The sequence below is a fragment of the Fibrobacter sp. UBA2449 genome (assembly GCF_002342555.1).
GTDB lineage: Bacteria > Fibrobacterota > Fibrobacteria > Fibrobacterales > Fibrobacteraceae > Fibrobacter.
Map to the genome: position 1 here is coordinate 147,077 of NZ_DDQF01000020.1, position 12,485 is coordinate 159,561.

General features: G+C 55.0%; 12 protein-coding genes. 9 read left to right on the forward strand and 3 right to left on the reverse strand.

Annotated elements, in window-relative coordinates:
* Positions 1 to 118: 118 nt before the first annotated feature.
* The 8 genes from B4B27_RS13465 to B4B27_RS13500 all read left to right on the forward strand — a co-directional run bounded on the left by B4B27_RS13465 (position 119) and on the right by B4B27_RS13500 (position 8,292).
* Positions 119 to 1,624, forward strand: coding sequence for an alginate O-acetyltransferase AlgX-related protein (locus B4B27_RS13465; protein WP_290727150.1), 1,506 nt, complete (start codon positions 119 to 121; stop codon positions 1,622 to 1,624).
* Positions 1,625 to 1,632: 8 nt separating this feature from the next.
* Positions 1,633 to 1,869 (forward strand): helix-turn-helix transcriptional regulator, encoded by a 237-nt coding sequence (locus B4B27_RS13470; protein ID WP_173365455.1) that lies wholly within the window; start codon positions 1,633 to 1,635, stop codon positions 1,867 to 1,869.
* Entirely contained in the window at positions 1,869 to 3,197 is a 1,329-nt protein-coding gene (locus tag B4B27_RS13475; protein WP_290727153.1) for a TldD/PmbA family protein, read from the forward strand. The genes B4B27_RS13470 and B4B27_RS13475 overlap by 1 nt, the downstream gene beginning before the upstream one ends.
* Positions 3,198 to 3,354: 157 nt before the next feature.
* On the forward strand, positions 3,355 to 3,804 hold the full coding sequence (locus B4B27_RS13480) for a hypothetical protein (RefSeq protein WP_173381509.1): 450 nt from the start codon (positions 3,355 to 3,357) through the stop codon (positions 3,802 to 3,804).
* Positions 3,797 to 4,921, forward strand: coding sequence for a squalene/phytoene synthase family protein (locus B4B27_RS13485; protein WP_290727156.1), 1,125 nt, complete (start codon positions 3,797 to 3,799; stop codon positions 4,919 to 4,921). Before B4B27_RS13480 ends, B4B27_RS13485 begins: the two co-directional genes overlap by 8 nt.
* 15 nt (positions 4,922 to 4,936) lie before the next feature.
* Positions 4,937 to 5,566: a signal peptidase II gene (gene lspA, locus B4B27_RS13490; protein ID WP_290727157.1), complete on the forward strand. Its 630-nt coding sequence runs from the start codon at positions 4,937 to 4,939 to the stop codon at positions 5,564 to 5,566.
* A 2-nt stretch (positions 5,567 to 5,568) separates the two neighbouring features.
* Positions 5,569 to 6,846, forward strand: a complete 1,278-nt coding sequence (locus tag B4B27_RS13495; RefSeq protein WP_290727158.1) for an RluA family pseudouridine synthase — start codon at positions 5,569 to 5,571, stop codon at positions 6,844 to 6,846.
* An 18-nt stretch (positions 6,847 to 6,864) separates the two neighbouring features.
* Entirely contained in the window at positions 6,865 to 8,292 is a 1,428-nt protein-coding gene (locus B4B27_RS13500) for a UDP-N-acetylmuramate--L-alanine ligase (protein ID WP_290727159.1), read from the forward strand.
* A gap of 113 nt (positions 8,293 to 8,405) precedes the next feature.
* Here the strand turns inward: B4B27_RS13500 and B4B27_RS13505 are convergent, their stop codons facing one another.
* Positions 8,406 to 9,401 carry a diguanylate cyclase gene (locus tag B4B27_RS13505; protein ID WP_290727160.1) on the reverse strand — a complete coding sequence of 332 codons (996 nt, stop codon included), beginning with the start codon at positions 9,399 to 9,401 and terminating at the stop codon, positions 8,406 to 8,408.
* Positions 9,402 to 9,479: 78 nt separating this feature from the next.
* Between B4B27_RS13505 and B4B27_RS13510 the strand changes: the two genes are divergently transcribed.
* A complete protein-coding gene (locus B4B27_RS13510; protein ID WP_290727161.1) occupies positions 9,480 to 10,733 on the forward strand; it encodes an amidohydrolase in 1,254 nt (417 codons plus the stop codon).
* A gap of 10 nt (positions 10,734 to 10,743) precedes the next feature.
* Here B4B27_RS13510 and B4B27_RS13515 read toward each other — a convergent pair whose 3' ends face one another.
* Together B4B27_RS13515 and B4B27_RS13520 are read right to left on the reverse strand one after the other, a co-directional pair.
* Complete coding sequence (locus tag B4B27_RS13515; protein ID WP_173381512.1) at positions 10,744 to 11,436, reverse strand: CvpA family protein; 693 nt, start codon at positions 11,434 to 11,436, stop codon at positions 10,744 to 10,746.
* A gap of 18 nt (positions 11,437 to 11,454) precedes the next feature.
* Entirely contained in the window at positions 11,455 to 12,477 is a 1,023-nt protein-coding gene (locus B4B27_RS13520; protein WP_290727162.1) for a serine/threonine-protein kinase, read from the reverse strand.
* Between the last annotated feature and the right edge of the window lie 8 nt (positions 12,478 to 12,485).

Below are 12,485 nucleotides of genomic sequence, written 5' to 3' on the forward strand. Positions count from 1 at the left end.
CATAGTAGAGTTATCCTCTTTGGGGAGAAGGCGGGCGGACAGCACTTAGAGCTATGCTCTTTAGTGCGCGTGGCCACCATGGTGGGGATCTCGCAAATTTTTTTTCTAACTTTACATCGTGAAGAAAGTTTATCTCGTTATCGTAGTTCTATTTGCTTTGTTGTTGCTGCTGCCGTTTACGGTGCAGACCGTTGCGGATTTGCGTGGCGATAAACGGTTTGTTTCTCTCGATATTTTCAAAGATGTTCTTTATACGCCGTTCGTGCGCGAGTCGCGCATGGAGATGCTTTCGGCAAGGCTCGATAGCACCTGGAGGACCGCCCGTGAATCCATTGCTGCTGGTTCGGAAACCGCGGACGCTTTGGAACCGGTCATCGGTGCGCTTTCGGACTTGGAGGCGGTCGCGCTGACCGTCAACGCGTATGCGTCGCTCGATACCGCGGAGGCGGGCTACAAGTTGCTCAAGCAGGCGGACACGCTGCTGGCAAGCCTCGAGGATGAGCCCGAAAGTTTCAAGGTCGTCGATTCGACTCTCAAGGCGGTGGTGGGCGAGTTCGGGCATTTCTCGGTTGTGCGGGCAATTTCGGGTGTCAAGCATTACGGCGTATGGACGAGCCGCTACCTGCGGGCTTTCGAGAAGAAGGTTGAAGACGAGAATGCGCTGGTGCTTGCGGTGCGCCCGCGTTACCAGCTCGCGGTGTGGAATATCTTTAACGATCCGGGCGAGAAGGTGGTTCTCGGTGCGGGGGAAGACCGCTGGCTATTCTACCGGCAGGACGTGGAATTCCTGGTGCAGCCGTCCCCGCTGGATGTGCGCAGTGCAAAACTGGATAACCCGATTGCAGCGATTGAAAAATTCCGCGACCAGCTGAAGGCGAAGGGCGTGGAACTCCTGGTGGTGATTACTCCGGGCAAGCCGAGCATCTATCCCGAAAGGCTGACCGGCGCATCCCCGGTCGCAGGCTTTAACAGCACAGGCCACGGCAAGGCGATTCTCGATTCGCTCGCACGGCTCGGGCTCCATACGGTGGATTTGTACACGCCGCTCCTTGCCGCGAAGGCTGACGATGCTAAATTTGGACCGCTCTACCTGAACGACGACACGCACTGGACTCCGCGCGGAGCTGAACTTGCGGCAGGCGTGATTGCGGGCAAGGTGAGCGAGATGGCGGACGCGGGCATCGTAGATATTGGCGAACCGTCTATGGAATACGTCGCATCTGATTCCGTTGCCGACCGCATGGGCGATATCGGCGAGATGAGCGGACTCAACAAGTTCGGCGTGTTCAAAGTGCAGAAGGTAATCGGGCATGTGGTTTCCGATTCTTCACATATCCCCTTCAAGGACGATTTCCGCAAGGCAAAGATTTTGATTCTCGGAGACAGTTTCAGCCGCATTTACCAGACCGATTCGCCGGTGAACGCCGGATGGATTGCGCACTTTGCGAAGAATATGAACCGCCCGGTAGCGAGCATTGTGAGTGATGGCGGCGCTTCGACCTTGGTGCGCGAGAAACTTGCCCGCAAGGCCGGCGTACTCAAGGGCAAGAAATTGTTAATTTGGGAATTCGTGGAACGCGACCTCCGCTTCGGTGCGGAAGGTTGGAAAGACGTGGAATTATAGAGGTCTTTATGGCAAGGCATGGAACCCCCACTCCGGGGCAGGCTATTCTGGAAGGTATCGAGTGGCTCAAGATGGACAAGGCCGAATTCGCGCGCCGCATCGGGGTGCCGATGGAAACGCTTGAAGGCTTGATTGCGGGAACGGTGGAAATCACCCGCGAACTTGCCGAATCGCTCGAATCCGTGACGGGTAGCCCTGCGGCCTACTGGCGCATGCTTGCGTCTAAAGCAAAGAGGAATGCATAATGAATATTACCGATGCCGTTTCTTGTATGTGCGATCTCGCGATGGGCGAGGCGGAACAGTTTGACATTATCGCTTCGAATTCGCATTCCGAAGGCTTGTCCGTTTTCCAGGGGCAGGTGCAGAATACCGAAATTTCCGATTCCGTAGGGCTTGGCCTCCGCGTGATTAAGGATGGTCGCCCCGGCTACGCGCATACCGAACGCCTCACGAAAGAGGCAATTGCGCAGACCATCAGGGATGCCGTATGCCATACGCAATGGACCGAGCCCGTGAATATCAAGCTTCCTTCGCCCGCCAAGATTCCGGAAGGAAACCCAAACTACAATCCTGCGCTCGAAAAGCTTTCGCTTGCAGAGCTCAAGGATTTTTGCATTGAGCTGGAAAAGGAAACATTTGCACGTTCCAAGGAAATCGTGAACATCCCTTATCTGGGGGCGGACTTGAACCGCGAAATCTCGATAGTGGCGAACAGCAACGGGCTTTTCTACACCGACAGGGATAATTCGGTTTCGGTCGGGGCGGGGGCCGTAGCCATACGCGACGGCATAAGCAAACTTGGCAATTTCGTAAAGAGCAGCCGCGACTGGAACGAAATCTCGATGAAGGAAATCGCCGACAGGGCTGCGACGTATGCAACGGAACTTTTCGGGGCAAAAAAGATAGAAGGCGGCAAGATTCCGGTAGTGTTCTCGGAACGTATTGCGGGACGCTTTATGAACATGTATGCGTCTCCGTTTATTGCGGAATCCATGCAGAAGGGAACTTCGCGCCTTGCGGACAAGGAAGGCTTGAAAATTGCTTCGGACAAGTTTTCTCTGTGGAGCGATCCGAATTCCGAAAACTTCTGCAACAAGGTCTACTTCGATTCCGAAGGCTCGCTCACGCGCCGTGTGGAAGTCGTGAAGAACGGTATTTTTAACGAGGCCCTCTACAATCTTGAAACCGCAGCCAAGGCGGGTCGGTCTTCGAGCGGGAACGCTGCGCGCGGTTTTGGTTCCAAGATGGGCACGACTTTTTGGAACATGTTTGTCCCTGCGGGTGAGGCCTCGACGGCGGAACTCCTCAAGATGTTCCCGAAGTGCCTTCTGGTCGTGCGTCTCGAAGGTGGATCCGGCTGCAGCGCCGTTTCCGGCGAGCTCAGCATCGGGGCGCACGGGTTCTGGTGCGAAAATGGCGTCGTTCAGCACCCGGTTGATGGGGTGACGCTTTCCGGGAACTTCTTCGACATTATCCAGAATGTCGTTGGAGTCGGGAACGAGTATTATGACCGTTTCTCCGGAATCAAGGTCCCCGCTCTCGCCATTTCGGAACTGGCGGTTAGCTGCTAGATTGTCGTTTTTGACTGTCGGTTTAATTTTTTAAATTTACTCTCGTATGCAAATTCTTGAAAGTATGGATTATTGGTTTTGGTCCCCGCTTCTTTTTTGGGTCGGGCTTTATTTCTGGTTTTATCGAGTTTCCTACCCGACTTATCTCAAAAAGCAGATGAAAAAGGGTCACAAGTGGGCGTTCGTGCCCGAATGGAAGGGCTATTGGTTTGTCTTGGATGTCGTGTGGACATTGCTTGCTGCGCTAGCGTCTGTCCTTCCGGTCGCATGGGGACTGGTGAAACTGGGCGATTTGCCGTGGTTCTACGGCTTTGCTTCCGTCCCCCTGTTTTTGCTCTTGGGCTTAGTCCTTTGCGGCATGGCAAAACGCCGGACGGGGGAGCTTTTCCAGTCTGCATATTTCCTTGAATACCGCAAGGTGCGCTACGAGACCGAAATCAAGGGCAATTTCCGCAGCGAGGCCGATGTCCACAACCGTACCATCTGGAGCTTTACCAAGAAGCTCAAGAATGCGGAAGCGCACGGACGTCTTTGGAAATATGTGAACGCCATGGCGAAAACCAAAAAGATTCCGCCCGACGTATATGCGGAGACCACCTATGTCTAAGAATATTTTGGACACGCTCGGAATGGGCGAGGAAGTTTTGGACGGGAAAAAGGCCTGGCAATATGCCGAGGAAATTTTGCTTCTCGTATCGAGGACGTTTGCGCTCAACATCAACGTGTTGAAGGGAAAACTCCACAAGAGCATCCTGCTTGCCTACCTTTACCTCCGCATTGCCGATACGGTGGAAGACGACCCCGACATGAACGCATCCGAGAAGGAAGAATTGCTCGGGCTGTTTGCCGACATTTTCCGCACTCCCGACTTGAAGGAGGAGGCTGTTATCGCATTCGAGGCGGCGCTCCCCGAAAGCTGGCGCAAGTCCGAACACCCCTACATGAACCTCTGTCTGCATACGCATGTGGTGGTGCCTCTGTTGAAGGAATTGCCGGAGGTCTATGCGGCTCCGGTCCGCGATGTCACTATCGAGATGTGCCGCGGCATGGCGAAGTTTGCCTTGCGTCAGGAGGCGGCGCTGAGCTCGGGATGGTTTACGCTCGAAAGCGTCGCCGATCTGGACGAATACTGCTACTATGTGGCGGGTATCGTCGGAAAGCTGCTCACGAACTTGTTCGCTGCGGATACGTGCCTGATTGGAGACGCCCGCAAGGCTCGAATGCAAAAGCTCGATGTGAGCTTCGGGCTTGCGCTCCAGGTCGCAAACATCGTGAAGGACTGCGTGGAGGATTCTGCACGTCGCGTGTGCTTTGTTCCCGAAGAAATCTGCCGCCGTCATGGCTTTGCGCATTCATACGAGATGTTTGTTGCTCCGGCCGGTGTTTCTGAGGAAGTGAGGGCCGATTTTGATGCACGCCGCGCTGCCGTGATGGGCGAACTTGTCAAGAAGGCGTGGAAGCATCTGGACGATGCGATTGCCTATACGAAACTTGTGCCGAACTTGAAGATGCGCACGAGGCTCTTCTGCCTTTGGCCGCTGTTCATGGCTGCCGAAAACATGAAGCTCATTGGTGACGGCTCGGGGCTTTTCGTTTCTGACAAGAAGATGAAGATTTCGCGAGATACGGTGAAGAAGATTATCAAGTCTACTTCGACGCATTTTTATTCGGACGGGTGGATTGAAAAATCCTACAGCAACTTGAAGAAGGAGGCGGGCGTCTAGTCGCCCGGTGTATTGATGAAGTTCTATAACAAGTGGCCGTTCCATATTGGTGTAATCGTTTTTAGCATTGTTGCCGACCAGTTGACAAAACTCTGGACTCTCGCTCGCTTTACGAACGAGACGGGCGCACCGAACCACGACATCATCAACGTGATTGGCGAATTCGTGCGCTTCCAGCTGGTCTTTAACAAGGGTGCCGCATTCAGCAGCCGCCCGCAGGACCTGATGCCGTTCTTGCCTCCTTGGCTGTTCTTCTTGCTGATTTCGGTTGTCGCGACTGTTGTACTTTTATGGTTTTACAAGTCCATCGACAAGCGCGACTGGATGAGTCGCTTGGGCGTGGTGATGATTCTCGGCGGAGCCGTCGGAAACTTCATCGACCGCATGCGCCTCGGCATGGTTGTCGATTTTATCGATTGCGACTTGCCCGACTTTATCATGACACGTTTCCCGACGTTCAACGTCGCGGATTCCTTCGTTACGGTAGGTGTTGCCATCGTGATTCTGTCGCCTGTTGTTTTGAAGAAACTGCATAAGCAGATCAAGGAAGAAAAGGAAATAGAGAAACAGAAACTTGCCGATTCCAAGGCGCCCGAAGCTAACCAGGAATCGCAGGAGTCTGATGCAACCGAGCCGAAGGATTAGGCATGAACTACCTCGTACAAGAAAAACATTCCGGAGAACGTATCGACAAGTTCCTTGTCGGCGTCATGGAGAACGTTTCCCGTACCGACGTGCAGAAGTTGATTGCCGCGGGGGAGGTGAAAGTCGGCGGTGCTCCGGCTTCCAAGAATTTCCGCGTGGAGACCGGCATGGTCGTCGTCGTGGAAAAACTTATCGAGAAGCCTTCGAGTACGCTCGAACCCGAGGATATCCCGCTAGACATCGTGTACGAGGACGAGGACATTGTCGTGCTGAACAAGCCGCGCAACCTGGTGGTGCATCCGGGGAGCGGTGTGAGCAAGGGAACGCTTGCCGCAGGGCTCCTGCATCATTTCAAGGACAATCTTTCGGCAGTCAACGGCCCGCTTCGTCCAGGTATCGTGCACCGCCTGGACAAGGATACGCCGGGCCTCATGGTGGTGGCTAAAAACGACGCCGCCCACAGGCATTTGGCGCACCAGCTCGAAACCCGCACGCTGCACCGCACCTACAATGCGCTTGTGTGGGGCTGCCCGCGCGATTTGGAAGGCTGCATTGATGCCCCTATCGGTCGCAACCCGAAAAATCGCCTGAAGATGGCTGTGGTGAAGGGTGGCAAGGAAAGCCGTACGCATTTTGTTGCAAAGCAGTTCTTTGCGATTGCTACTTTGCTCGAACTGCAGCTCGAATCGGGCCGCACGCACCAGATTCGCGTGCATACCCGCTATACGGGCCACCCGGTGGTGGGCGACCCGCTGTATGACGGCCGCGAGGAAAGCTTGAATCGTGTGCCGCCCCTGATGAAGGAAATCGCGGAGAAAATGTTGGAAATAGCTCCGGCGCAGCTCCTGCAGGCGGTGAAGATTGAACTCATCCACCCGCGCACGGGCAAGAAGATGAAGTTTAAGGTTCCGATGGAAGAACCTTTCGCGAAGGTGCTGAAACTCCTGAAAAAGGAATGCCCGGCAGATGCGCCCGTGTTCGACGAGGAAGAAGGATTCCATGAGTTTGATGCGGACATCCGCTTTGACGAAGGTTTCGATGACGAACTCGATGAGGAATCGCTCGACAAGTTCGATGAATGCGTCTTCCCGGAACTGAAGGAGCGTAAAACCCGCGCCCAGCGTCACGCAGAGAAGGCTGCCACGGCCGCGCACCGCAGGGCGAAAGCGGCTGAACGCAAACTCATCAGGCAGATGAAGTCCGCGCGTCGTAAAGGGATTTCTGCCGAGGACTTCGTGGAACCCGGTTACGAACCCACGATTGACCCGGATTTGCTTTAGTTTTTAAGGTCTTGGACGATGACTGATTCATATTTCTTTATCGGTGTTGCGGGCGTGGGCATGAGTGCCATCGCGCAGTACTTGGCGGGCAAGGGAGTCGCGGTGAGCGGGTCCGACCGTCAGTTCGGTGAATTCCTTGCGGGCAAGTGCGAAAAGCCGCTCGTGATGGGTCAGCTCGAAGATTGCGGAATCAAGTGCTTTGCGCAGGATGGCTCGGGCATTGTCGCGGGCCTCTCTGCCGTGGTGGTGAGTACCGCCATCGAGGATACGAACCCCGACTTGAAGCGCGCGAAGGAACTCGGCGTTCCTGTTATGCACCGTAGTGAAATGCTCGCGAAGATTTCGAAGGAAGCCCGCACGATTGCGGTGAGCGGGACGAGCGGTAAAAGCACCGTGACCGCGATGATTTACCACATCCTGGAATACGCCGGATTGCAGCCTTCCGTGATGACGGGCGCTGGTCTCGTGAACCTGCAGGCGCAGGGGAAGATTGGCAATGCCGTCAGTGGCAAGGGCGAATGGCTTGTGGTGGAAGCTGACGAGAGCGATGGAACGCTCGTGCGCTATGAGCCGGAAATCGGCTTGATTTTGAATGTGGACAAGGACCACAAGGAAATGGATGAACTGCAGGAAATCTTCCTCAAGTTCAGCCACAATATTCTGGACAATGGAAAGATTTTGATTGTGAACGATGCGCACCCGCTGGCAAAGAAGTTCAGCGCGGGCCGCGAATTCGATTTCGGGTTCGAGAACTACGTGGGCGTGCAGGGCACGGACTTCAAGACCGCGGGTACGCATATCAAGTTCCGCGTGCGCCACAAGGCGGAACTCGTGAATTTCGAGGTACCGCTCCCGGGCAAGCACAACATGGAAAATGCGCTTGCGGCGACCGCCGCCGCGCTTCGCGCCGGAGTGTCGCTCCATACGTGTGCCGATGCGCTGGCAACTTTCCCGGGCGTGTTCCGCCGCCACCAGATATTGGGAACGTTCAATGGCGTTACCCTCGTGGATGACTTCGCGCATAACCCGGCAAAGATTGCGGCAAGCATCAGGAGTGCGCAGGACTTTACCGAGGGCCGCGTGATTGCCTGGTTCCAGCCGCATGGCTTTGGGCCCACGCGCTTCTTGCGGCATGACCTCGTGGAATTTATCGCGAAGACGCTCCGCCCGAAGGATTTTGACTTCGACCGCGACAACGACATGATGTTCTTCAGCGAAATCTACTATGCGGGCGGTACCGTCACGCGCGATATAAGTGCGGGCGACCTTGCAGACGACCTGTTGCTGAAGGGCTGCGAAGCAATCTACATCGAGAACCGCGACGAGTGCGCGAAAAAGATGGTGGAATGCGCCCAGCCCGGCGATACCATCTTGCTGATGGGCGCGCGTGACCCGAGCTTGCAGGCGTATGCGCAATCGGTACAGAAACTCCTTGAAAACAAATAAAGATCTCCGCCTTGGTGGCCACGCGCACTAAGCAACAAGTTGCCAAGTGCTGTCCGCCCGCTTGCGCGGGGATGACATTCAATGAACTGAAGCTTTGGCGGCTCTTTTTTCGATTACAGTAAATTGAACTTGCCGCCGCCGAGATTCTGACAGACGCGGTTCCTTCCGTTTTCTTTTGCCTGGTAGACGGCCTGGTCGGCGCGTTCGATGAGGCTTGCGACGGTGTCCCCGTCAACGCGTTCGGCAAAGCCGATGCTCACCGTAACAGGGATGACGTTTCCGTCGGGGAGCACCACGCTCATGTTTTCCATGTTGCTGCGGATGCGTTCGGCGATAACCTTCGCGTTTTTGGTCGTGGTTCCGGGGAGGAATACGGTAAATTCTTCGCCGCCGTAGCGCACGGGCATGTCGGAGGGGCGGAGGCTGTGCACTAGGGTCCTTGCTACAGAGATAAGCACCTGGTCACCGGCGAGGTGGCCGTAGGTGTCGTTCACGTTCTTGAAGTGGTCGACATCGATCATGAACGCGGTGAGCGAGAAGTTGCCAATGTTGCTGCGGTTGATTTCGCGCGTGTACATCTCTTCGAGCCAGCGGCGGTTGTGGAGCCCGGTCATGGGGTCGATCTTCGCGAATTCTTCCATGCAGCGGATGTGGTACTGTTCCTCGCAGACGACCTTGTTGTTGTTGCGGAGCCTCTGGCTCAGGATATGCAGGAAGTTCAGGCAAAGTTGGTGTGATGCGTGGACCATGACCGTTGCCACGTCTGCCGGGATGATAAGGAGCTTGCTTTTTTCCTTGGCGCTTACGGTTGCGCTAGGCTTGATGTCGTCGAAGATGGACATTTCCCCGGCGCAGTGTCCGGGTTTGATGGTGTCGGTGAATTCTCCGCCCTGGGATTCGAGCTTGACTTCGAGAAGGCCTTCCAGGAGGATAATCAGGCGTTGATTCTCGAGTTCCGGGTAGATGAGCTTGGTTCCCGGTTCGACAATTTCAGTCGAGCAGGAAAGGAGAAAGCCCGCCAGTTTTTCGAACTGCACGTTCTTGAAGATATCCAGATTGTAGAAGGTATTTCTGGAAATGGGTAGTGTTTCGAGTTCGTCGTAGTTCATAGGATTATTATATATTTTATTTTGCGATATAGAATAGCATGGTATATAAAAATAGGCTTTAAATTGAAAAAAATACTTTTGAAATCGGCCCTGGTCGAGACGGAATGCGATAAAACGTCGCGAAAGGACATTGTTATAGGGGACGGGCGGTTCCTGAAAATAGCGGATGCGGCTGCTCCGGCAGATGCCGATGGGGCCGAAATTGTCGATTGCTCGCATTTTGCCGTGCTCCCGGCGTTTTACAACGGGCACACGCATGCGGCCATGACCCTTTTGCGCGGGTATGCCGACGATATGCCGCTCCAGAAGTGGCTGCAGGAATACATCTGGCCGTTCGAGGCCAAACTTACGGGTGACGATATCGACGTGGCTTGTCGACTTGCCCTTCTCGAGATGATTAAGTCGGGTACGGTTTTCTTTGCCGACATGTACTGGCATCGCGAACGTACCATCAAGGTTGTCGGGGAGATGGGCATACGCGCGGCGGTGGGCGTGACGTTTGCGGAATCGCTCATGACGGCAGAACAGATAGAGGGCAATTTTAAGTTCTTGGCTGCCCATACGGGTGAATCGGATCGCATAAGCCTTACGGTTGCTCCGCATTCCGTTTATACGGTGGGCGAGACGCTGCTGAAGCGCTGTGCCGACTTTGCCCGTTCCGAAAATTTCATAGTCCATACGCACCTCTCCGAAACGAAAAAGGAACTGGAAGATTGCGAAAGACAGTACGGGTGCAGTCCGGTCCGCCTGTTGGAACGTGCGGGAATGCTCGGTTCGAACCTCGCTGCGGCGCATTGCGTTCATCTCTCGGATGACGACATGAAGGCTTTCGTGGATTCGGGCGCGACGGCGGTATTGAACCCGAATTCGAACTTGAAACTTGCAAGCGGTATCCCGCCGATTGACCGCCTGTTGCGTGCCGGTGCAAATGTCGCCCTCGGTACGGACGGCGATTCTTCGAACAACAACCTCGACATGCACGAGGAGATGAAGCTTGCGGCGTTGCTTGCGAAGGTGCAGGGTGGCGCGGAAACTTTGCCTGCGCACGACGCGCTTAGAATGGCGACGGTGAACTCTGCGCGCGCCTACGGGCTAATGGATGCCGGCGAAATCAAGGAAGGCTACCTCGCGGATTGCCTGCTGGTCGACCTGAAGAACGAGCGGATGGTGCCCGGCCACAACCTGGTAAGTAACTGGGTGTACGCTGCCGACAGCAGTTGCATCGATTCGGTTGTCTGTAACGGAAAGTTCGTAATGCGTGGCCGCCACGTGGATGGCGAAGAAGAAATTGTGCGTGAAGCCGAAGCCTGTGCGAAACGGCTAGCCTATTAAGGCATGCCGCTTACTTGTCCGCCTTTTCCTTGACCTTGGAAACGGCGGAGTCTTTTTTTGCGTCAATCTTCTTGACTAGGGAATCCTTCTTTTCTTCGATTGCTTTTACGGCGGCTTCCTTGGCCTGCTCTGCGGCCTGGACGGAGGATTCCTTGACCTTTTCGACGGCTTTGTTCGTTAATTCGTTGCTGAGCTTCTTTGCCCTTTCTTCGGCCATTCCCACGAGGTCAACTTCCTTGGACGAGAATCCGAACAATTCGATGTTCCTTTTGTAAAGGCTGTAGGCGATAGCGTCGTTGCGAGCCTCGCGCAGGTCGCCGGAAACGGGCAGGATGTGGAGGATGGTCAGCAATACGAAACAGATGAGCCATCCCTTGCATAAACCCAGGATGCCGCCAAGGATGCGGTTTGCTTTTCCGAGCGAGGTGTCCTTGATTTTTTTTTCGAAGAAATGCCCGACGACGAACAAGGTGAGAAACGGGATGAGGAACCCGAGGCAGATGCAGACAATCCTGACGGTGAAACTGCCGATTTGCAGGTTGGACGCAATGGTGTTTCCCAGGAGGTCGTACGAGAAATATGCGCCGGCGATGGCGGTGGCCCAGGCGAGCACGCGGAACAACCCTTTCAGGAAACCGCGCCACACACCGATGAGTGTCAAGACGAGAATGCAAATGAGGCTGAATATGTCAATCCAATTCATAGTGACCTTTAAGTTCTTTTAGATGCTTGAAATGAGCAAGAATGCGCCTGCTGTAACTGCGATGGAGGACAGTGCGGTAATCGCGATAATCAGTTTGGACCTGTTTGCATATGTTTCTGGCTCGATGGTTGTTTTTTCGCCCTTCATGGTGGAGTTGACCCAGTCGGCGAGGTAGGGGGTAAGGTCGCGCGGGTAAATTCGCATGATGCGGCTGAGCTCTGCGGCTGCGTCGGCTGCCGAAAGAGGCCTCTTGGAGGGCTTCTTTTCAAGAAGACGCGTGATGAGCTTTACCAGTTCCTTTGGTGTGTTCGGCGGAAAAGCCTTTTTGCCAATGACCATCCTGCGGATATTCTGGAATGTCTCGTTTAGCGACTGTCCGCGGAATACGTTTTCGCCAAGGAGCATCTCGCTTGCGATGATGCCCATGCTGAAAAGGTCAGAAGCGGGCGTGGCATCGTCTCCGACGGTCTGTTCGGGACTCATGTAGGCGCCGGTGCCGATTTGCGAGCCTGCCATGGTGAGCGTCATGTCGTCTTCGTAGCGTTTGTCGACGTGTGCGACGCCGAAATCGAGCAGGCGGATTCGGCCGTCGCGGTCAATCATCATGTTCGCGGGTTTCAGGTCGCGGTGGACGATGCCCGCACGGTGCACGGCGCTCAATGCGAGGAATATCTCGTGGAGGATCGCCATCACGACCCATACGGGCGGACGCTTGCACACATCGAGGATTTCGCGCAGGTTCTTTCCCATCACGAATTCCATCGAAAGCGAAAGCTGGCCGTCGGCTTCTTTCCAGAGGGCGTAAGGAACGACGATGGCGGGGTGGTTGAGGTGGGCGAGGATGGTCGCCTCCTGCTGGAAGCGGTAGATGAAGGAATCCTGGTCCAGAAGCTTCGGGACCATCTGCTTCACGATGACCATGCGGTCGAGCGACTCGTCGTGACAGAGCCATACGTTTCCCATGGCTCCGTGCCCGAGCATCTGCGTCGGCGTGTAGCCTCCGATTCGCTTCGGCAATGCGTCCTTTGTTTTTTTTGCCACAGCCATCT